The following is a 21,776-nucleotide window of genomic DNA, read 5'->3' on the forward strand; positions in this document are numbered from 1 at the left end:
CCATCATGTGATGACCTGGTATTGGAAGCGGTCCGAGCGGCTGGTGGACTGTGCAAGCTCCACCGGTTGGCCGCTGCGGTCGCGGGAAAGCGTGAGGACGCTGAGCGCGGGCAAGTGCCGGGGCATCAGCAACAGGTTGGCCTCTTCACGGCTCGGCAAACGCGCACCGATCAGGCTGAAAGTGCGAATCAGCGGCTGATCGTGCTCGGCGAAAAAACGTCGTAGCGAACCGCCGGTGTAGGCCGCCAGCAAGTCGCTGCGGCTGGCGCAATAGCGGTGTCGGATCAGGCTCACGGGTTGGCCATCGACCAAACGCAAGGTTTGCAGTTCGATCAGCGGTGCTTCTTCGGCGAGGCCCAGGTGCTCGGCCTCTTCGCGGCTGGCGACACACAGGCGACGCTGCAACAAACGCGCTTCGACGCCGTGGCCCATGGCCGATACCGACTGGCTGTACGCGCTTTCCGCTGCCATCGGGTAGATTAACGGGCGCTCCAGCACTTGCGTGCCCTTGCCCTGGCGACGTAGCACGCTGCCTTCGGCCACCAGCTCATCGATGGCGCGGCGCACGGTGTGGCGGTTGACCGCAAAGCGCGCGGCCAGGCGCATTTCCGCTGGCAGGTAATCGCCTGGGCGGTATTCGCTCAGTTCCTGGCGCAAGGTGTCGGCCAGTTCGCGGTATACAGGTTCGATTTGTCTAGACAACTGCATGGTTAAAAAAAATGCCGACAGGCACCCTCCGCGTCAGATGAACTGTTTACGCAAGCGTTGCGAGAAAATGTCGATCAGGCTCACCACGCAGATGATCACCAGCAGCACGGCGCAGGTCTGAACGAACGCGAACGAGCGGATGTTCTCCCAGAGGATCACGCCGATCCCGCCAGCACCGACCATGCCCACCACCGTCGCCGAACGAACGTTGGATTCGAAGCGATACAGAGCATAGGAAATCCACAGCGGCATGACTTGCGGGATGACCCCGTAGATCACTTCTTGCAACGCGCTGGCACCGGTAGCCCGCACACCCTCGACCGGACCTGGGTCGATGGCTTCAACGGCTTCGGCAAACAACTTGGCAAGCACGCCGGTGGTGCTGATCCACAACGCCAGGACACCAGCGAAAGGACCAAGGCCGACCGCGACCACGAACAACATCGCGAACACCATTTCGTTGATCGAGCGGCAGGCGTCCATCACCCGACGCAGCGGCTGGTGAATCCACCACGGGGTGATGTTGTCGGCGCACAGGATGCCCAGCGGGACGGAACAAACAATCGCCAGCACAGTGCCCCACACAGCGATCTGTACCGTGACGATCATTTCCTTGAGGTACGAACGCCATTCGTGGAAGTCAGGCGGGAAGAAGTCAGCAGCGAAGGTGGCCATGTTCCCGGAGTCGCGATACAGCTGCAGCGGGTTCATTTCGGCGCCGTGCCAGGACCAGACCAGCACGGCGAGGACCAGGCCCCAACCGACGTACTGTGGCCAGGTGCGTTTGCCGACGGCTTCGGCGTGTGCAGCATGGGAAGTCATAAACAGCTCTCGAAAAAATCAGCGTTCAAAGGCAGCGCTGACGAGGCGCGCGTCCGTGCGCGCCACGTCGACCGGGGTTAGCCGGCGCTGGCGGTGTTCTTCTTCTCAAGCTCGGAGATACGGTCTTGCAGCTTGGCCAGGCCCGCGTCGATTTCTTTCAGGCGGGTTTCTTTTTCCTTGGCGTCCAGGGTGGTGCTGCCGACCACTTCGTTACGCTGCTTGAACAACTCGATCTGACGAATCGGCAGCAACTGGTCGTCGGAAGACATACTGAACCGGCCCAGTTGCATCTCTTTCAGCACAGCCTTCTCGTGGTCGGTGTCGCCATAGGTGGCGAAGAACTCACGAATCTTGGTTTTGTCGGCGTCCGACAAGCTCTTGCTCCAGACCATTGGGTCGGCCGGGATGATTGGCGATTTCCAGATCACCTTGAGCTTGGCGGCCTCGGCAGGCTGGGTGACCTTCAGGCGGTCCATGCTTTCGGTGTTGAAGGTGGCGACGTCGATTTGACCCTTGGCCACGCTCAGGGCGTTCACTTCATGGCTGGAGTTCAGCGTGCGCTTGAACGCGGTCGACGCATCGACGTGGTTCTTGGCGAACACGTAGTAGCCCGGAATCAGGTAGCCCGAGGTGGAGTTTGGATCGCCGTTACCGAAGGTCAGGTTCTTGGCGTTTTTCAGCATGTCGTCAACCGAGTTGATCGGGCTGTCGTTGCGCACGATCAATAGGCTCCAGTAACCGGCGTCGCCGTTTGGCGCGGAGGTCTGGGCGAAGATTTCACCGTTGGAACGGTCCACCGCCTCCATCGCACCCTTGTTGCCCAACCAGGCGATATCGACCTTGTTGAAGCGCATGCCCTGGATCAGGCCGGCGTAGTCAGAGGCGAAGGTGGCGTTGACCTTGAGCCCGGTTTTCTTCGTCATGTCGTCGAGGAACGGTTGCCAGATGCTCTTGAGGTTGGTCGAGGACTCAGTGGACATCAGGCCGAAATTAATGACTTTCTCTTCTGCGTGGGCGGTGCCCATGGCGCAGCTAGCCAGCAAAGCGGCAGACGCAAAAACGCGACCGATACGATTCAACATGTAAGGATTCCCGAGAGTTGAGTGGCGTGTGGGTGGTTTAAAGCAAGGGCGTGATCAGGCGCGCGCCAAGGCCAGCTGGATCGGCTGGTCGACGTTGCGTGCCTTGTCGGAGAACAACAGACTGGTGTCCAGGTCCGCGCCGTACAGGTCGTTGAGGAACTGGGTGCTGAGGGCTTCAGCGCTGCCGTCGAAATGAATGCGGCCGCCTTTGAGGGCCACGGCGCGCTGGCAATAACGCACGGCGTAATCCACTTGATGCAGGGTCACGACCACGGTCTTGCCGTCGCGCCGGTTGATATCAGCGAGGATTTCCATGACCTTGCGCGCGGACTCCGGGTCCAGCGAAGCAATCGGTTCGTCGGCCAGAATCACCTCGGCCCGCTGGGTCAAGGCACGGGCAATCGCCACGCGCTGCTGTTGACCACCGGACAAGGTCGACGCTCGTTGAGCGGCCAGGTCAGCCAGGCCGACGCGGTCCAGCGACTCCATCGCCCGACGCTTTTCTTCGGCATTGAACAAACCCAGGTTGCCGCGCCAGCTGGGCATGCGGCCCAGGCAACCGAGCAAGACGTTGTCCATCACGCTAAGGCGATTGACCAGGTTGAATTGCTGGAAGATATAGCCGATGTCGGCACGCAACTGCCGGACTTTGCCATTCAGGCGACCCGAGTTCTGCACTTCACGACCCAGCACCTGAACGCTGCCGCCGTTGTTTTTGTCACAACGCGCCAGGCCCGCCATATGCCGCAACAGCGTAGATTTGCCGGACCCGGAAGCACCAATCAGGGCTACCATTTCGCCGGGTTGTATAGACAACGCCAAGTCGATCAAGGCGGTCTTGCGGGCAAAAGTCTTGTTCAGACGGTCGACATGGATAGCTGCGTTCATGGGCTTCTCTGTCTGGCTGGTTGAACAGCCTGCGCCGGCTGCGTTTAGTGATGCCGACAGTAGAGAGGGTGTATTTCAGGTCCATGAATCGTTTATTACAGTTCAGCAGCGCGTGGATGACGGTTTGATGCCGGTCCGGCGTGGCGCCCGTCAGGCATGACTATGCAGTGCTATACAAGTTGTTTTGCTATACCCATAACTAGCGAATATCTGACCGCAGGTGGCAGCACATGAACCGGTTGTACCGCTTGAAGCTGCTATCGATCCTGCTCCTGAGCAGTCTGCCGCTGTTCGCCCAGGCCGACCTGTTTACCCCACCAGTGCTGCAACCCGGCGCCGAATTGAGCGTGGCCGAACGCGGCTCGGCGTATTACCGCTTTGAACGCTTGTTTGTCGCCGGCAATGACCGCCACCGCTACTACCGCCTCGACATCGCCATACCCCGGCGCACTGCGCCGGCCACCGGTTACCCAGTGGTGTACCTGCTGGACGGTAACAACGCGCTGGCCGAACTCAAGGAGACGTGGCTGGCCGAACTGGACGCCGGCCACCCACCAGTGCTGGTGATGATTGGCTACGACACCACCGAACGCTATGACATGGACCAACGCACCGAGGACTACACCGGGCCCGGTTCGGCAAACTTCCTGCAATTGATTCAGACGCGAATCAAGCGCCTGGTGGAGACGCAATACCCCGTCGACCCGACGCAGCAGATGCTCTGGGGCCACTCGTTCGGCGGACTGTTCGTGCTGTATGCACTGCTGGAAAATCCCGGCGCGTTCCAGACCTGGGTCGCGGCCAGCCCGTCGCTGTGGTTTCAGCCGGAGACCTTCACCAAAGGCAATCACTTTCAGGGCACCCAACAAAGCCCGGCGCGCCGGGTATTGATCGTGCGCGGCTCAAAGGAAGGCAAACCGCCGATCGACCAATTCGATGGCGGTTCAGTTGAGCGCAGAAACGCCATGCTCAGCGTGCCGCCTGACGCCAACCGGCGACTGGCCCAGCACTTGGCCTCGGTGCCGGGGATGCGGGTCAGTTATCAGGAATACCCGGGGCTGACCCATGGCGAAGTGTTCGACGCGGCGCTGCACCCGGCATTGCGGATCGCCGCGGGGTTGCAGGAAGCGCCTTGATTGCCCGCGAGCCGCTTGACGCGGTGTGGATTGGTCCGCACTCGGACGAGGGCATTAAAACGCGGCGACCGGTGCCACCGAATGTGGCCCAGATCGATCGCAGCCTTCGGCAGCTCCTACAAAAACAGCTTCTGATTTTGATCTTGATCTTCGCGATGCAACTGACGAAACCCACTATCGCCCCGTTCCCAGCAGTCCGAGCCTAAGCGAGGACCCGGATGGCGGGGATGGACCTTTTGGTTCCTTTTTGGCTCTTGAAAAAGGGACACAACGTAAGGGCGGAACCACTATCGAAGCTAAACGCCAAAAACGGATATGTACCCCAAACCCCAGTTAAACCAAGTCCAAATCAAATCCGAAACGTTCCCACCAACTGCTGCAACGTCGTCGCCTGCCGCTCCAGATCAGCACACGCCTCCAGCGTCGACTTCAGGTTTTCCACGCCTTCCTGGTTCAGCGAATTGATCTGAGTAATATCGACATTAATCGACTCCACCACCGCCGTCTGTTCCTCGGTCGCCGTGGCCACTGACTGGTTCATGCCATCGATTTCGCTGATGCGCCCAGTCACACTGCTCAAGCGATCACCCGCCTGGTTGGCAATGATCACGCTGCTTTCGCTCTGACGCTGACTTTCGGTCATGTTCACCACCGCTTCCCGCGCGCCGACCTGCAACTCTTCAATCATGCCCTGCACTTGCTGCGCCGAATCCTGAGTGCGGTGCGCCAGGTTGCGCACTTCGTCCGCCACCACGGCAAACCCGCGCCCGGCCTCCCCTGCCCTGGCCGCTTCGATGGCGGCGTTGAGCGCCAACAGGTTGGTCTGCTGCGAAATGCTGGTGATTACCTCGAGAATCTGCCCGATGTTCACCGTCTTACTGTTCAGGCTCTCGATATTGACGCACGAACCGCTGATGTTTTCCGACAGCTGATTCATCGCCTGAATCGTCTGCTGCACCACCTTTTGTCCGTCGCCGGCCAGTTGGCTGGCATCGCTGGAATGCTGCGAGGCCAGCGCGGCGTTTTGCGCGATTTCCTGCGCGGCGGCGCCCAGTTGATTGATCGCCGCCGCAACGCTGCTGGTGCGGTTGGCTTGTTCGTCGGAGTTGACCATCGATGAGTTGGACGCACACACCACCCGCGCCGCCACTTCACTCAATTGCGCCGCCGTACCCGACACTTCGCGAATCGAACCATGAATACGCTCGACGAAGCGGTTGAAGGCATGCGCCAGTGCGCCGAACTCATCTTCGGAGTGGATCGACAACCGCTTGGTCAGGTCGCCCTCGCCCGCGGCGATGTCCTGCATCGCACGGCTCATCAGGTGCAGTGGTTGCATCAGCATGCGGATCAACAGGCCCAGCAACAGCACCACGAACAGCACCACCACGATCATCGCGGTAAATGCCGAGGTGCGGAATTCACTGAGCATCGCGTAGGCCGCGTCCTGATCCAGCACCAGCGCCACGTACCAGTTGGCCGAGGACAGGCCATCGACGTGGGTGAAGGACACGATTTCGGTCTTGCCGTCGGTGGTGACCTCGGTGACGCCCGGCGCGATTTTCGGCGTGCCTTGCGGGTAGGCCTCACTGATGTTTTTCAGCACCAGCTTGCTGTTGGGGTGCACCAGGATCTTGCCGTCGCTGCTGACGATGAACGCGTAGCCGTGGCCACCGAAGTTCAGCGAATTGATGGTGTCACTGATGGCGTCCAGCGCGATGTCAGCCCCGGCGACGCCGATGAACTGATTGTCATGCCGCACCGGGGTGGCCAGGGTCACCACCATCTTGCCCGACGACGCGGCGATGTAGGGTTCGGTGACGATAGTGGTCTGAGCGCTGTCCGCTGCCTTGTACCAACCACGCTGGCGTGGATCGTAATCCGCAGGACGGTTGCCGGTCGGGATCGAGAACATCACGCCATCATTGGCACCGAAGTAGCTCAACTGGAAGTTGTCCTGATACGCCCCGAGGCCGATGGCGCGCTTCAGATCGTCCGGCGCCTTGCCGTTGACCGCGATTTGCTGGGCCATCGATTGCAGCAATTGGGTGCGGCTTTCCAGCCAGGTCTGAATGTTGCGCGTGGTCAAACTGCCGGACTGTTTCAGTTCAGTGAAGACATTGGCCTTCAACGTTGCGCGCTCCCGGTAGTCGTTCACCAGAATGAAACAGGTGAAGGCAACAACAATAATAACCGTGGCAGCCAGCAAGATCTTTTTGCTAAAGCCCATACTTTTAATCATGCGAATACATCCCGCGTAAAAATGACAACGGCGTGACCGCAACTAGGGCGGACATTGGAAATGGCGATGCAGCGTTTTATGGACTTCTCCCGTAAAAGGGAAGTCACCGGTTTAATTGAAGTTTTGCGTACCGCCCATCAGCCAAAAGGCCTATGGCAGGCGGCTTAGCGCCAGAATGTCAGGCGCGCCTCGAACAATGTCACTTTGATATTAGTTATTGTGCAAGTGGCATTATGAAGCAAGTTTCTTACAGGCCCGAGTTTACAAACTGGCCTTATGACAACCGTCTCGGCCAGGCGCGACTGTTCTTTAATCGAAGGGGGATAAAGACAATTTAGAGCTTTAAAGACGCTGATCGTGTAGGAGTTGCCGAAGGCTGCAATCATTAGCAAGATCGCTGAAGGTCTTTCAGACCTTATCGCAGCCTTCGGCAGCTCCTACATGTACCGCGCGACGTCCATTAAACGTGCGGATCGCCCGGTGCCTTGGCCGGCACCGCGTATTGCGGCTTCAGGTGGCCTTCGCTGTCCAGCAGCCAGGCGTCCATGATCTGGCGCACCACCGGGCCGGCAACCCGACCGCCCGCCTCGCCGTTCTCGATCATCACCGAGACGGCGATTTTCGGCTTGCCAGCCGGGGCGAAGCCAACGAACAAGGCGTTATCGCGGTTACGCTCGGCGGTTTTCAAACGGTCGTAACGCTCGCCCTGCTTGATCGCCACCACCTGCGCGGTACCACTCTTGCCAGCAATCCGGTATTGCACACCGACGGCCGCCGCCCGGGCGATACCGCGCGGGTCGTGCATCACCATCTGCATGCCACGGTTGACCTGATCCCAATCGGCGCTGTTATGCAGCACGATATTTGGCATCGGGTGTTCGTCCACCGGCGCTACGCCGTCCACGGTTTTCGCCAGCCGTGGGCGGTTCCATACACCTTTGTTGGCAATCAGCGCCGTGGCCTGGGCCAGTTGCAACGGGGTGACCTGCATGTAGCCCTGACCGATGCCGAGAATCACCGTCTCGCCGGGGAACCACACCTGACGCCGGGTCGCGCGCTTCCATTCGCGGGACGGCATCAGGCCCGGCGCTTCTTCGAACATGTCCAGCGAGACCTTCTGCCCGAGGCCGAACATGGTCATGTAGTCGTGCATGCGGTCGATGCCCAGCTTATGCGCGAGGGTGTAGAAGTAGGTGTCATTGGAACGCATGATCGCAGTGTCCATGTCCACCCAGCCGTCGCCGCTGTGGTTCCAGTTGCGGTATTTGTGGTCGTAATCCGGGAGCTGGAAGTAACCGGGGTCGAACACCCGCGCCTGCGGCGTGACCACACCGCTGTCGAGGCCGGCAATCGCCACCTCGGGCTTGATCGTCGAACCCGGCGCATACAAACCACGCAGTACACGGTTGAACAGCGGTCGGTCCACCGAGTCACGCAGCGCGGCGTATTCCTTGAAGCTGATGCCGGTCACAAACTGGTTGGGATCGAAGCTCGGTTTGCTGACCATCGCCAGCACTTCGCCGGTTTCCGGGTCCAATGCCACCACCGAGCCACGACGATCGCCCAGCGCGTCTTCGGCGGCTTCCTGCAGGTGCACGTCGAGGCTCAGGACAATGCTTTTGCCAGGAATCGGGTCGGTGTGCTTGAGCACGCGCAACACGCGGCCCTGGGCATTGGTTTCAACTTCTTCATAACCCACGCGCCCGTGCAGCTCGGACTCGTAGAATTTCTCGATCCCGGTCTTGCCGATGGATTGAGTGCCGCGATAGTCCACCGAATCCAGTTGCTTGGATTCTTTTTCGTTGATCCGTCCGACGTAGCCAATCGAGTGGGCAAAATGTGCACCCAGCGGGTAATGCCGGACGAACTGCGGCTCGACGTCGATCCCCGGCAAGCGGAACTGGTTGACCGCGATCAGGGCGATCTGCTCTTCACTCAGTTCGTACAGCAACGTCACCGGGTCAAAGCGATGGCGCGCCTGCTTCAGCGACTTGTCGAACAGGATCCGGTCTTCGACTGGCAAGTTGAGGATGCTGATCAGAGAGTCCAGCACCTCGCTCCAGTCCCCGGAACGCTCACGGGTCATGATCAGGTTGAAGCTGGGGCGGTTGTCGGCCAGGACCACGCCATTACGGTCATAAATAATGCCGCGCTCCGGAGGGATCGGCAGCACGTGGACCCGGTTGTTCTCGGAAATGGTCGAGTGGTACGTGTATTCGGTGACTTGCAGAAAATACATCCGGCCGACCAGGATGCAGCTCAGCACGGCCACAACGATGCCGCAGGCCAACAGTCTCTTGTTGACCATCCGCGTTTCTTTTTCGTGGTCCTTTAACGGAATTGGATCAGGCATTTCTACAGCTTCTCATTGAAAAATAGGCTAGATGTTGCAAATTGTGACGCACGATACCAAGAAGTGCCGCAGGATATCGCACCTCTGATCAACGGCGGCCCTGCCGTTGCAATATTTCGGGGCGAATTTTACGCAATTCCCACAGAAAAAAACCGTCTATTCGCCCGGAGGTCTGATATCACTGGGCTATTAATGAACGGTTTCAGCTTTATTGGACGGAGCGTCCCATGGACAAACTGCTGGCCCTGAAAATGTTCGTCGAAGCGGTCGACGCCAAGGGCTTCTCCGCTGCGGCCCGGCACTTGGGGCTGGCCACTTCGTCGGTGACGCGGATGATCGACAACCTCGAGGCGGAACTGGGCGCGGTGCTGCTCAATCGCTCGACCCGTCAGGTGACATTGTCCGAAGCCGGCGCCGCGTATTACCTCAAGGCCCGGCAGATTCTCGAAGACGTGGCTGACGCCGACGCCGAGATTACTGACCGGGGTGAAGAGCCGGCGGGTGTTTTGCGCATATCGGTGCCGGTTGAACTGGGTCGGCGTTGCATTGCGCCGCACCTGGGTACGCTGTTGGCGCGCTACCCCAAGCTGGAACTGGACATGACGCTGTCCGATGACATCGTCGACCTGATCGGCGAACGCGTGGACCTGTCGATTCGCCTCGGTAGCGCGGCGCCGATGGACGGCGTGATCAGCCGCTCCCTCGGCCAGTTCAGCCGTCGGGTGGTGGCCAGCCCCGGTTACCTGGCCCTTCACGGAATTCCAGGCGAGCCATTGGAGCTGCTCGATCACCAGTGCCTGCGTTTCAGCTACGGCCCACCACAACAGGTCTGGACCTTTGTCCGCGACGGCGAAGAAACCCGGGTGCCGGTCAAAGGCCGGATGAAAAGCAACAACTCCGACGTATTGCGCGAAGCGGCACTGGCGGATGTCGGCCTCGCACTGCTGCCCAACTGGCTGGTGGACCAGGACATCAACAGTGGACGCCTGACGTCGCTGTTCGAATCCTTTGTGGTCAATCCCAACAGCGCCAGCGCGGCGATTTCAGCACTGTACCTGCCCAACCATCGCGGTTCGCGGCGGATCAATGCGTTCATCGAGTTCGTGTCCGACATCATGGCCTTGCAAGTCCAATAACCCGCGGCGTTGCCTTCTGCGCAACGCTACGTTGCGCAGCCGGTGGATTCTCCGAATGAGCCCTGACACTTACCTTGGGGGTGTCGAACAACTCATCCCTTACGAGAACCGCCACCATGACTCAGCACCTCTTCAGCGCGATCCAACTCGGTCAACTGTCCCTGAACCATCGCGTGGCCATGGCGCCGCTGACCCGCTCGCGGGCCGCGCAACCGGGCAACGTGCCATCGCCGATGAACGTTGAGTACTACCGTCAGCGCGCCAGTGCGGCGTTGATCATCAGCGAAGCCACGCAGATTTCGCAGCAAGGCCAAGGTTATGCCTGGACCCCGGGCATCCACAGCTCAGAGCAGGTTCGCGGCTGGAAAGCGGTCAGCGACGCGGTACACGCCGAAGGCGGCAAGATGTTCCTGCAGTTATGGCATGTGGGGCGTGTTTCGCACCCGATCTTCCAACCGAACGGCGGCCTGCCGGTCGCGCCCAGCGCTCTGCCCGTACCTGGCAAAACGTTCATCATCGACGCCGATGGCAACGGCGTGTGGGGCGATGTGCCGGTGCCACAGGCACTGAGCATCGACGGCATCCACGCGATCATCGAGGACTACCGAGCCGCTGCGCGCAACGCGATGCTGGCCGGGATGGATGGTGTGGAAATTCACGCGGGCAACGGTTACCTGCTGGACCAGTTCATTAACAGCGAGAGCAACCATCGCACTGACAGCTACGGTGGCAACAGCGAAAATCGTGCGCGTTTTTTACTGGAAGTGGTCGACGCGGTGGTCGCTGAAGTGGGCGCTCAACGCGTCTCGGTGCGACTGACGCCAATGGGGCGCTTCATGGGCATGGGCGATGACACCCCGGAGGCGACCTTCGGTTATATCGTCCGCCAGTTGGCCCCGCTGGACCTGGCGTATTTACACCTGGTGGAGCCGGCGATGGTCGGCACCGTGGTCGACGACAACTACAACCCACGTTGGGACGCCATCATCCATCAACTGCGCGCCGACTATCCGGGCGTGTTGATGCTGGCCGGTGGTTATACCCGCGAAACTGCCGAACAGGCATTGGCCAGCGGTCGGGCCGACATTATCGCGTTTGGCCGACCCTTCATCGCCAACCCGGATCTGCCTGCGCGCTTGCAAGGTGATCAGGCGCTTAACAGCGGCGACGGCAACACCTTCTTCGGTGGCGGCGCGGGTGGCTACATCGACTACCCGGCGATGGCCTGATTTAAACAGTGATGTGTGGTTGGACAAAAATCCACGGTTGGCCCCAATTGTGTAGGAGCTGCCGCAGGCTGCGATAAGGTCGGAACGACCTTCGCGATGGCTATTGTTCGCAGCCTGCGGCAGCTCCTACAGGGATTGTGTGTTGCCTGCGAACATAGAATCTCCCACAGAAATCTCAGCCTGCCGCAAAATCTGTGGTCAGCCAGGAACCCTGTGGGGGCCAACTTGTTGGCGAATGGCTTGACTCGGTATGTCAGATTCGCCGCGATCACAGATTTGCGATAATCGCAGGTCGCTTAACGCCGCTTCAAACGGTCGATGATTACCGCAATCAACAGGATCGTGCCGCGGATCACGTACTGGTAGAAGGTGTCGATGTTCTTCAGGTTCATCGCGTTTTCGATGATCGCCAGGATCAGCACCCCGGCGATCACGTGGCGGATCATGCCAATACCGCCACTGAGCGACACGCCACCGAGTACACAGGCCGAGATCACCGTCAGTTCGAAGCCCTGGCCGATCATCGGCTGCCCCGAGGTCATGCGCGACGCCAGCACCACGCCGGCCAACGCACCCACCAAACCATGCACGGCGAAGATGATGATCTTGGTGCGATCAACGTGAACCCCTGCCAGCAGCGCAGCCTCTTCGTTACCGCCGATGGCCATGGTGTTGCGACCGTAGGTGGTGTAATTGAGCAGCCAGCCGAAGAAGATGAAGCAGGCGATGGTTATCAGGATCGGCACCGGCACGCCGAACAGCTGGCCGTTGCCAAAGATGAAGAAGCCTTCGTCCGAAACGCCGACCGCTTTGCCGCTGGAGAAGATGTAAGCCAGACCGCGCACGATCTGCATCGTCGCCAGGGTCGCGATCAGCGCGTTGATCCGTAGCTTGGCGATCACGATGCCGTTGATCAAACCGACCACCAGCCCCAAGGCCAACGCCGCCGACACGCCGAGGAACACGCTGTCGGTATCACGAATGACAATCCCCGCGATCACCCCGGCGCAAGCCAGTACCGAGCCTACCGACAGGTCGAAGTGCCCGGACGCCAGGCAATACAGCATGGTGCACGCAGCGATACCGGTGGTGGAGATCGCCAGGCCCAGGCCACGCATGTTCAGCGGCGACATGAAGTTATCGATGAACAGCGTACAGAGCACGAAGATGCTCAGGGCTGCCAGCAGCATGACCCAGTCGTCGACAAACCGACGCAGGTTCAGCTTCTGCCGTGGAGCCTGCAGGCTAGTTTCGTGTGCCATGGTGTTGACCTCGTTCTTTTTATTAGCAGCTGATTTCTGTTCGTGATTCATGGCGATTTAACCGCGCGAACGCGGCAGCGCCAGTTGCAAGAGTTTCGATTCATTGGCTTCGTGACGCATGAGTTCGCCAGTGATGGCGCCTTCACTCATGACCAGGATGCGGTCCGAAATACCGATGACTTCCATCAGGTCACTGGAGACCACGATCACGGCGATGCCGTCCGCCGCCAGTCGATGGATGATCTGGTAAATCTCGGCCTTGGCGCCGACGTCGATACCGCGCGTCGGCTCGTCGAGCAGCAGCACTTTCATCGACATCGATAGCCAGCGGCCCAGGATCACCTTCTGCTGATTACCGCCCGAGAGGAATTTGATCGGCTGTTCCGGCGACGGGGTTTTAACGTTCAGCGCGCGAATTTGTTTCTTGGCGTTCTCGCTCTCCCACTTGCCCTCGATCAGGCAACCGAAATGCGCATGGTGCGCGCGCGCGCCGATGTTGATGTTCTCGGCGACACTGGCCAGCGGCACGATGCCTTCTTTCTTGCGGTCTTCAGGGCACAGCAACACCCCGGCGGCAATCGCGTCGCGCGGCGACCTCAGCGTCAACGGCTTGCCATCCAGGGTCAGCGTACCGGCCTTGCTGCGGGCCAGCCCGGAGAGCAGGCGCAACAGTTCGGTACGACCGGCACCCACCAGGCCGAAAAAGCCCAGCACTTCGCCCTTGCTGACTTCAAAACTTACCGGTTCCTGCAGGCCATGCCCGAGCAAACCTTTGACACACAACGCCGTCCCCAGGTGATCGCGGGGGCGATAGTCGTAGATGTCCTGAATATCGCGGCCGACCATGCAGGTCACCAACTGATCGTGGGTCAGTTCGGCCATGGTTTCGAAGGTACGCACGTAGCGGCCGTCCTTGAACACCGTCACCGCGTCGCACATGCGGAAGATTTCTTCCATGCGGTGCGACACGTACAAAATCACTCGGCCTTCATCACGCAGCTTACTGATGATCGCCATCAAGCGGTCAATCTCGCGCGCCGACAGGCTGCTGGTCGGTTCGTCGAAAGCAATGACGTGAGCGTTGCGCGACATGGCCTTGGCGATTTCCACCAATTGCCGTTGCCCCAGCGACAGATCGCCAAGGCGCATATTCGGGTCGATTTCGTCGGCCAGGCCTTTGAGCAACTCACGGGCCGTGCGCACCATGGCCCGGCGATTGACCAGGCCGAAGCGCGCCGGCATATGCCCGAGCAACAGGTTCTCGGCCACGGTCATTTCCGGGACCAGATGCAATTCCTGGTGAATCACCGCGATGCCGCTGGAGATGCTGTCGGCGGCCGACTTGAAGGCCATTGTCCGGTCACCGACCTGCAGGTCGCCGCTGCTCGGTTGGTAGGCACCGCCCAAAATCTTCAGCAGCGTCGATTTACCTGCGCCGTTCTCGCCCATCAGCGCGTGAACCGTGCCGGGGTGAGCGGCAAAACTGATGTCCGACAGCGCGCGTACGCCGGGAAAGTTCTTGCTGATGCCATTGAAACGCAGGCTCGCGCCCGTCACTTGTTGCTCAACCATGAAACCACCTCTCCCCTCGCTCCGACGTGCGGAGCGAGGTCTTGCAGATGTCAGCCCGAGCGTTGCTCAGGCGTGCCGGAACCGATCGGGATTTACTTCCACAGACCGATAGCGGTCAGTTCTTGCTGGAAGTTCTTCCGGGTGATCAGCGTCACGTCTTTCATCGCCGTGTATTTCGGAGGTTCTTTATCGGTGGTGACCCACTCGTACATCATGGCGGCGGTGTTGTAGCCTTCAAGGTTCGGGCTTGGCAGCATCGAGCCGAAGAAGCCACTGTGGCCTTTCTTCAGTTCATCGATGGCGTCGGTGCCGTTGATGCCAATGCCGATCACGTTGTCGGCGGTGAAGCCGGCACCGGCGGTCGCGCGCACGCCACCCAGTACGGTGTTGTCGTTCATGCCACCGATGATCAGGTTTTTCACATTACTTGGCAGCTTGGGCAACGCTGCGCTGGTGGAGTCCATGCTGCCAGGCACATCCAGGGTTTTCTGTGGCGCATAAAGGATGTGGTCTTTCGGCAGGCCGGCTTTTTCCAGCGAGTCCACCGAACCGTCGGTGCGCTTCTTGCCAGTGTCCAGCTCGTTATAGGTGTTGATCACCGCGTAGGTGTCTTTCCAGTCCCAGCTGCGGTTTTTCGCTTCGGCAGCCATGGCCGCACCTTGCTGCTGGCCGACTTCGAACGCGGCCATGCCCAGGTACGGGACGTCTTCCATGAACTTGCCTTTGGCGTCGACGAAACGGTCGTCCACGGCCATGACTTTCAGACCGTTGGCCTTGGCTTTGGCGACGATGGCAGGACCGAGGGACACATCTGGCGGGCAAATGACGAAGCCTTTGGCGCCGTTGGCGGCCAGGCTATCGATAGCGGTCAGGGTTTTTTCACCGTCCGGAACAGCGATTTTGATCAGTTCAAAACCTTTGTCCTTCGCAGCTTTTTCGGCGAATTGCCATTCGGTCTGGAACCACGGCTCTTCAGCCTGCTTGACCAGAAAACCGATTTTTACCGTCTCAGCGGATGCGGTGGTGCCGAATCCCATGATGGCAGTGGCAACAGCAACACAGCACAGGGAACGAATCCCGTGGCGACTCAACATAGCTAACTCCTTATTTTTATTGAATAGCTACAGCGTCCAGCATTTAAGATTTCCAACCAACCGCACAGTCAGAAACTCAGAAATCAGTCATATCATATTATGATTAGACTGAACGTAACGTAGTGTCACCCCTAGCCCGCAAAGCGGTGACATGCAACTCCCTTGACCCCGACTTCAGCCATCAACAACGCGCCATCCAGGGCTTGCCGAGCCGAAGCCGGCGCCGCGCTGGTAACGTACAACGTGGTCAAATCGGGGCCGCCAAACACGCAACTGGTGGGATGGCTGACCGGTAACTCGACGACGCGATCAACACTTCCGTCCGGGGCGAATCGAATCAGGCAGTCGCCGTCCCAACGGGCATTCCAGACGTAGCCTTCGGCATCCATCGCCGAACCGTCCGGCACGCCACGCGGCTGTTCGGCGGCCCAGATGCTGCGGCTGCCGAGACTGCCATCGGGTTTGAGTGGATGCTGGTAAATCACCCCGTCGAGGCTGTCGGCGCAATACACAACACTGCCTTCGGCGTTCCAGAGCAGGGTGTTGACGATGCCCTGCCCGCTGAGCAACGGCGTGACCGAGGCGTCATGATCGACGCGAAACAAACCACCCGAGCGACGCAGCAACGGCAGGTCGCCGCCCTGTTCATCGAGGTTGTTTTGCATGCTGCCCAGCCACAGTCGGCCTTGGGCGTCGCAACGCGCTTCATTGGCGCGATTGCCAGAAATCGGATCGGCCACGCAGAACAAGGTCAGGCGTGGTTGCTCGGCAGGTGAGGAGAGGTCCAGGCGGTACACGCCACTGGCCAGGGTCACCAGCGCATCGCCCTGATCGCAAGGGATGAACGCGGACACCGGCTCGGCAAAACGCCATTGGTGGTAACGCCCGTGGCTCATGCGACAGGCCAGGAAACCGGCGATATCGACCCAGTACAGGGCCCCTTCTTCGCGGTCCCAAAACGGGCCTTCGGCCAGCTTGAAGCGGCGTTCAGATACAGGCTGCCATTGCATAACATGTCCTTATTCTTATTGTTTACTGCTATTCATTTCACACCGGCCACCTGCGTTTACGCGGGTTCCAGCGCTAACTGCGTGACGGGCGACAGCGTTCGCATGGCGTAATAATGCGAAATGGTCACGGTCGCCTGTTCGATCAAACTCATGCAGGCCCACACCCCACGCGCGGCATCGCGAGTGGCGATAGCGTCTGCCAATTCCTTGTGCAGTGGCAGGGTCTTGCCCAACTCCTGCGGCGCCGCCGAGGACACCTCGAACGACACTGCCAGTAAGGTGCCCAGCGCCGGCAACATCTGCTCGATGAACTGGTTATGGCTGGCCGCCAACACCGCTTCATGGAAACGCTGGTCAGCCTGGTTGTAATCGCCCTTGTCGCCCAACGACGCCTCCAGCTCAACGTACGCTGCCAGGATTTCGGTGATCTGCTCCGGACTGGCCCGCTCACACGCCCAACGTACCGCCATCGGCTCGATGGTCCGGCGCAGGTCCAGCAAGTCCATCACGAACTTTTCCGGCAACCCTTTCTTCGCCAGCCACCCCACCACCTGCGGGTCAAACAAATTCCAGCTGCGCACTGGCAATACCCGGGTGCCGACTTTCGGCCCGACTTCCAGCATGCCCTTGGCCACCAGGGTCTTGATCGCCTCGCGAATCACCGTGCGGCTGACGCCCAGCTCTTCACACAGCGCTGCCTCGACCTTCAACGTCTGCCCGGGTTCGACCGTGCCCGCAGCAATCCACGTGCCCAGCCAATCCACCGTCGACGCATGGAAATTACTGCTCATCCTGTTGCGCCCCTGTCTGCGGCTATTTCCGCAATTCGAGGCTAATCATCATATGATTGACTGTCAAACGGCTACGCTATGCTGCCGAAGGCCGGTTTATGCCGCCTTCGCCATGACCACTACTAAATAGTATTACAATTCATTTTTCAAGTGGGCTTTTTTGGACTATAAACGTCATTCCAGCGTTTAAATTGCTCTATATAGTCTTACCAATAGGAGAAAGCCCGAACGCCCACCGCCGCGCAATCAGTGCTTTGCAAACCATCGCTTTTTCAAACAATAAAAAAAGGGAATGATAGAGATGATGCAACCCCGGTTTATCCTCAGCAGCCTTGGACTGTCCTTAATGATCGCCACCCTCTCTGCCCACGCAGCCGGTCTGTCCAGCGAGCACAGCGCCTTCGGTACCACCGCCGACGGCACCGCCATCGACAAATACACCTTAAGCAATAGCCACGGCGTCCACGCCAGCATCATCACCTACGGCGGCGTCCTGCAATCGCTGATCGTGCCGGACAAAAACGGCAAGGCCGATGACGTGGTCCTGGGCTTCGACGATGTGGCGGGTTATCAGAAGAACGGCACCGTGTACTTCGGCGCCACCATCGGTCGCTTCGGTAACCGGATCGCCGGCGGCACCTTCAAGCTGGACGGCAAGAGTTACCAGATCCCGCTCAACGATGGCCCGAACTCGCTGCATGGCGGGTCACAGGGTTTTGACAAGCGCGTATGGAAAGCCGAACCGAGCAAGGAAAAAGACTGGGTGGGCGTGACCCTGACCTACGTCTCGGCGGACGGCGAAATGGGCTTCCCGGGCAAACTGGAAACCCACGTCACCTACAGCCTCAACGAGAAGAACGAGCTGCGCATCAAGTACAGCGCCACCACCGACAAACCGACGGTGCTGAACCTGACCAACCACAGCTACTTCAACCTGGCGGGCGCGGGCAACGGCGACATCCTCAAACAAGTGGCCACCCTGCACGCCTCGCACTACACCCCGGTTAATGCCACGCTGATTCCGACCGGCGAAATTGCCCCGGTCGTCGGCACTCCGATGGACTTCCTCAAGCCCACCGCTTTCGGCAAGAACATCAAGGCCGTCCATCCGCAGTTGAAATTCGCCGAAGCGAAACAAGGTGGCTACGACTTCAACTGGGTGCTCGATACCAAGGGCAACGTCGGCAAACTCGCGGCGGACGTGCGTGATCCTGAATCCGGTCGCCATCTGCAACTGTTCACCACCGAACCTGGGGTGCAGCTGTATACGGGCAACTTCCTCGACGGCACGGTGGTCGGCAAGGCTGGCAAGGTCTATCCGCACTGGGGCGCCTTCACCCTGGAGACCCAGCACTACCCGGATGCGCCGAACCAGCCGAAATTCCTCAGCACGCGACTCGATCCGGGCAAGGTCTATACGCAGACGACGGTATTCAAGTTTTTGTAAGAGAGAGGGTACTACCCCGCTCATTAGTGGCGGGGTGGTGACAACTGGTGGATTCACATCTCCCTGTAATTACATGGAACTGCGTGCCTAACCCCACCTACAAACCACCCATCAACTGCTTATACATATGAACCCGTCGGTGATTCGTCGAATAGCCGCCCATCGCCGACACCGTGCCACTCTGAATATGATCCAGGTAGCTGAATACCTTCCTCGGCGATAAAAACCGGACCTTGTACCCCAGCGCCTGCATCCGCTCCTGCGCCTCGTAACCGGGGTTGCGTTTGTCCATTGAGAAGCGCAATCCCAGTTTTTTCATCAAGCGCACATTCCACAGCGCACAAAAGCTTTTCAGGTGTGTTTCACGAAACGGTTTCGGGTCTTTGCCGTGCATTCCCATGGCTCGCACGCTGCGCCGGCTGTAGTGCTTGCACAAGCGACTGACCAGACGCCAGGTGGCGCGCACGATGCCGCGATCCAGTTGCTCCCGGCAGCCCACCGCCGCCACGTCGTTTGACCCGCGGCATTGTTCCATCATCATGCGGAACACATCGAAATCATAGATGAACGTATCGGTGTGCAGCACAAACAAATAATCGGTGTCGACCTTTGCCAGCGCCAGATCCAGCGCCCGGCCATGGGCAGCACTGCCGCTTTCGGCTTCGCCCCTTTCCCGCTCGATCAAGGTGATCCAGTCCAGGGAACGCAAGTATTCGGTGCTTTCGTCGTTGGAATAGTTGTCCACCACAACGACCGGGACGTGGGTTCCTTGCAATCCTTCGCGCAACAGTTCCAGACAGGCTTTGGTAAGTTCCAGGGTTTTATAGTTGACCAATGCAATGCTGTACGGGGCGCTCATGGGGTTGGGCTCGCGGGTTTGGGTAGGCTTACGCTTATCCTGAAGCCCCGCGCATTGCAGCCGGTTCCCCGCAGCATGAACTTTTTGACATGTATGTGAAGAACGTTTTCACATTTCAGTGAGACGACACATACAACTCCGAGGGCCCCGGGTCCGGATAGGCAAAGGTGCGCTTCATCCACTGGACCTCTTGCACCGGCGTACGTCCGAACAAACGCTTGAACTCCCGGCCAAAATGCGACGGACTTTCGTAGCCCACGCGATTGCTGGCGGTGGCGGCAGGCATATCATTGCGCACCATCAGCAACCGGGCCTGATGCAGCCGGGTGGATTTGAGGTATTGCATCGGTGAAGTGTTGGTGACGGATTTGAAGTGAGCATGGAAGGACGGGATGCTCATGTTGGCCTCCCTCGCCAACAGCTCCACACTCAAGTCCTCGCTGTAACAGCGATGGATCCGGCGCAATGCCGTAGCGACTTTGCCAAATTGCCCCTTGTTGGTCAGTGCCGCCCGCATCGAAGCGCCCTGCTCACCGGTCAGCACCCGAAAGTAGATCTCGCGGATCAACGCCGGCCCCAGCAAACAGGCTTCCAGTGGCGAGCTCATGGCTTCAAGGAAGCGCACGACCGACTCGCCCATTCGTGCATCCATCGCCGTGGAAAACAGGCCTTTAGGCGCGGCGTCGACTACACAGTGCATCTCTTCCAGCTGTAACAACAGGTCGGCGACCACCTGAAAATCCAGACGCAGGTAGATCGCGAGCATGGGCTGTTCGGCGCTGGCGTCGGTCTCCATGGTGAATGGCACCGGCACGGCAACGGCCAGGTAATGTTGCGCATCGTAGACGTAAATATCATCACCGAGAAAACCACGCTTGCGGCCCTGACAAACGATGACGATTCCAGGTTCATACAGCACCGGTGTTCGACTCAACGGCCGGTTGGAGCGAAGAAACCGCACATCCGGCAGCGCACTGAGGTTATAGCCTTCGACGGGCGCCAGGGCGCTCAGTCGAGCAATCATGCGTTGTTCAACATCGCTTGCCATTGGTTGCGGCAGGTTCATGGTCGGGGCCCTGGTCGGTGAGGCGTGCCTTGCAGGACTTTCCGCGATTCTGCCGTTCGATGCCATCGATTTATAGGATCAGGCTAGAGACACAGATTTCCCGGCCTTCGCACTTGCAGGTTATCCGGCGAGCATGGCGGTCATCCCCTACGTCAACGAGGACACCGACATGAGCAACCTTTCATCCAGGCTTTTTCTGATCACCGGCGTCAGCTCCGGCTTCGGCCAGGCCTTCGCCGAGGCGGCGTTGCAGGCCGGACATCGGGTCGTCGGAACTGTACGCACGACTGCCGCGCAGCAGGCCTTTGAACAATCAGCGCCAGGGCGGGCGCAGGCCATTGTGCTGGACATCACTGACTTCAACGCGATCAACCCGGCTATCGAGCGTATTACCCGGGACATCGGCCCGGTGGACGTCTTGGTCAACAACGCCGGTTATGGCCATGAAGGGACTCTGGAAGAATCGTCGATGGACGAATTGCGCCATCAATTCGAGGTCAATGTGTTCGGCGCCGTGGCGATGATCAAAGCCGTGCTACCGAGCATGCGCACGCGCCGCTCGGGGCATATTTTCAACATCACCTCGATGGGCGGGTTTATCACGATGCCCGGCATCAGTTTTTACTGTGGCAGCAAGTTTGCGCTGGAGGGTATTTCCGAGGCGCTGGCCAAAGAGGTCAAGGACTTCGGCGTGCGGGTCACGGCGGTGGCGCCGGGTTCGTTTCGCACTGACTGGGCGGGTCGCTCGATGGTCCGCAGTGATCGCAGCATCAGCGATTACGACGAATTGTTCGAACCGATCCGCCAGGCCCGCGAGCAGAAGAGCGGCAAGCAAGCCGGCGATCCGACCAAGGCTGCTCAGGTATTGTTGGCGCTGGTGGAGGCCGATAATCCACCGCAGCACGTGTTGTTGGGCAGTGATGCGCTGGGGCTGGTGCGCGACAAGCTGGCGTCGTTGGCGGATGAGATCGAGCAGTGGCAGGACCTGACCTGCTCGACGGATTTCAGCGGTTGAGCTAATACCGCTGTCGCCCGCTACCGATTACGCAATCCACTGTAGGAGCTAACTTGTTAGCGAG

18 protein-coding genes and 1 pseudogene are annotated in these 21,776 nt (G+C 59.5%); 5 read left to right on the plus strand and 14 right to left on the minus strand.

Features of this window, described 5'->3' with window-relative positions; all coding sequences use genetic code 11:
- Positions 1 to 3 precede the first annotated feature (3 nt).
- The 4 genes from phnF to phnC all read right to left on the minus strand — a co-directional run bounded on the left by phnF (position 4) and on the right by phnC (position 3,500).
- Positions 4 to 708, minus strand: a complete 705-nt coding sequence (phnF, locus tag ACF0H7_RS19415) for a phosphonate metabolism transcriptional regulator PhnF (protein ID WP_397448502.1) — start codon at positions 706 to 708, stop codon at positions 4 to 6.
- Positions 709 to 741: 33 nt separating this feature from the next.
- Positions 742 to 1,530, minus strand: a complete 789-nt coding sequence (phnE, locus tag ACF0H7_RS19420; RefSeq protein WP_397448503.1) for a phosphonate ABC transporter, permease protein PhnE — start codon at positions 1,528 to 1,530, stop codon at positions 742 to 744.
- 77 nt (positions 1,531 to 1,607) lie between these two features.
- Positions 1,608 to 2,612 carry a phosphonate ABC transporter substrate-binding protein gene (phnD, locus tag ACF0H7_RS19425; protein ID WP_397448504.1) on the minus strand — a complete coding sequence of 335 codons (1,005 nt, stop codon included), beginning with the start codon at positions 2,610 to 2,612 and terminating at the stop codon, positions 1,608 to 1,610.
- A 54-nt stretch (positions 2,613 to 2,666) separates the two neighbouring features.
- Positions 2,667 to 3,500: a phosphonate ABC transporter ATP-binding protein gene (gene phnC / locus ACF0H7_RS19430; RefSeq protein WP_397448505.1), complete on the minus strand. Its 834-nt coding sequence runs from the start codon at positions 3,498 to 3,500 to the stop codon at positions 2,667 to 2,669.
- A 230-nt stretch (positions 3,501 to 3,730) separates the two neighbouring features.
- Between phnC and ACF0H7_RS19435 the strand changes: the two genes are divergently transcribed.
- Positions 3,731 to 4,636 carry an alpha/beta hydrolase gene (locus tag ACF0H7_RS19435; RefSeq protein ID WP_397448506.1) on the plus strand — a complete coding sequence of 302 codons (906 nt, stop codon included), beginning with the start codon at positions 3,731 to 3,733 and terminating at the stop codon, positions 4,634 to 4,636.
- Between the two features lie 349 nt (positions 4,637 to 4,985).
- Here the strand turns inward: ACF0H7_RS19435 and ACF0H7_RS19440 are convergent, their stop codons facing one another.
- The 3 genes and pseudogenes from ACF0H7_RS19440 to mrdA all read right to left on the minus strand — a co-directional run bounded on the left by ACF0H7_RS19440 (position 4,986) and on the right by mrdA (position 9,231).
- Positions 4,986 to 5,750: a methyl-accepting chemotaxis protein gene (locus ACF0H7_RS19440; RefSeq protein ID WP_397453954.1), complete on the minus strand. Its 765-nt coding sequence runs from the start codon at positions 5,748 to 5,750 to the stop codon at positions 4,986 to 4,988.
- A gap of 93 nt (positions 5,751 to 5,843) precedes the next feature.
- Positions 5,844 to 6,878: pseudogene (locus ACF0H7_RS19445) on the minus strand (cache domain-containing protein); the annotation flags it as partial.
- Between the two features lie 460 nt (positions 6,879 to 7,338).
- On the minus strand, positions 7,339 to 9,231 hold the full coding sequence (mrdA, locus tag ACF0H7_RS19450) for a penicillin-binding protein 2 (RefSeq protein WP_397448507.1): 1,893 nt from the start codon (positions 9,229 to 9,231) through the stop codon (positions 7,339 to 7,341).
- A 227-nt stretch (positions 9,232 to 9,458) separates the two neighbouring features.
- On the opposite strand from mrdA, the gene ACF0H7_RS19455 reads away from it, so the two are divergent.
- The gene (locus tag ACF0H7_RS19455; RefSeq protein WP_397448508.1) at positions 9,459 to 10,367 is read left to right on the plus strand and encodes a LysR family transcriptional regulator; all 909 of its coding nucleotides are present in this window, start codon (positions 9,459 to 9,461) and stop codon (positions 10,365 to 10,367) included.
- Between the two features lie 116 nt (positions 10,368 to 10,483).
- Positions 10,484 to 11,596 (plus strand): alkene reductase, encoded by a 1,113-nt coding sequence (locus ACF0H7_RS19460; RefSeq protein ID WP_397448509.1) that lies wholly within the window; start codon positions 10,484 to 10,486, stop codon positions 11,594 to 11,596.
- 296 nt (positions 11,597 to 11,892) lie between these two features.
- Here the strand turns inward: ACF0H7_RS19460 and araH are convergent, their stop codons facing one another.
- The 5 genes from araH to ACF0H7_RS19485 form a co-directional block, all read right to left on the minus strand.
- The gene (gene araH, locus ACF0H7_RS19465) at positions 11,893 to 12,858 is read right to left on the minus strand and encodes an L-arabinose ABC transporter permease AraH (protein ID WP_397448510.1); all 966 of its coding nucleotides are present in this window, start codon (positions 12,856 to 12,858) and stop codon (positions 11,893 to 11,895) included.
- Positions 12,859 to 12,915: 57 nt separating this feature from the next.
- Complete coding sequence (gene araG / locus ACF0H7_RS19470) at positions 12,916 to 14,430, minus strand: L-arabinose ABC transporter ATP-binding protein AraG (protein WP_397448511.1); 1,515 nt, start codon at positions 14,428 to 14,430, stop codon at positions 12,916 to 12,918.
- Positions 14,431 to 14,522: 92 nt separating this feature from the next.
- On the minus strand, positions 14,523 to 15,524 hold the full coding sequence (locus ACF0H7_RS19475; RefSeq protein ID WP_397448512.1) for a substrate-binding domain-containing protein: 1,002 nt from the start codon (positions 15,522 to 15,524) through the stop codon (positions 14,523 to 14,525).
- A gap of 131 nt (positions 15,525 to 15,655) precedes the next feature.
- Entirely contained in the window at positions 15,656 to 16,534 is an 879-nt protein-coding gene (locus tag ACF0H7_RS19480) for an SMP-30/gluconolactonase/LRE family protein (RefSeq protein ID WP_397448513.1), read from the minus strand.
- Between the two features lie 56 nt (positions 16,535 to 16,590).
- A complete protein-coding gene (locus ACF0H7_RS19485) occupies positions 16,591 to 17,325 on the minus strand; it encodes a FadR/GntR family transcriptional regulator (protein WP_397448514.1) in 735 nt (244 codons plus the stop codon).
- A gap of 301 nt (positions 17,326 to 17,626) precedes the next feature.
- On the opposite strand from ACF0H7_RS19485, the gene ACF0H7_RS19490 reads away from it, so the two are divergent.
- Entirely contained in the window at positions 17,627 to 18,772 is a 1,146-nt protein-coding gene (locus ACF0H7_RS19490; RefSeq protein WP_397448515.1) for an aldose epimerase family protein, read from the plus strand.
- A gap of 97 nt (positions 18,773 to 18,869) precedes the next feature.
- Here ACF0H7_RS19490 and ACF0H7_RS19495 read toward each other — a convergent pair whose 3' ends face one another.
- Entirely contained in the window at positions 18,870 to 19,631 is a 762-nt protein-coding gene (locus ACF0H7_RS19495; RefSeq protein ID WP_397448516.1) for a glycosyltransferase, read from the minus strand.
- Between the two features lie 115 nt (positions 19,632 to 19,746).
- Positions 19,747 to 20,697 (minus strand): AraC family transcriptional regulator N-terminal domain-containing protein, encoded by a 951-nt coding sequence (locus ACF0H7_RS19500; protein WP_397448517.1) that lies wholly within the window; start codon positions 20,695 to 20,697, stop codon positions 19,747 to 19,749.
- A 169-nt stretch (positions 20,698 to 20,866) separates the two neighbouring features.
- On the opposite strand from ACF0H7_RS19500, the gene ACF0H7_RS19505 reads away from it, so the two are divergent.
- Positions 20,867 to 21,712, plus strand: coding sequence for an oxidoreductase (locus ACF0H7_RS19505; RefSeq protein WP_397448518.1), 846 nt, complete (start codon positions 20,867 to 20,869; stop codon positions 21,710 to 21,712).
- Positions 21,713 to 21,776: the final 64 nt, after the last annotated feature.

Origin of the sequence: Pseudomonas sp. NA-150, assembly GCF_044336365.1 — a bacterium.
In the GTDB taxonomy this organism is placed as follows: Bacteria; Pseudomonadota; Gammaproteobacteria; order Pseudomonadales; family Pseudomonadaceae; genus Aquipseudomonas.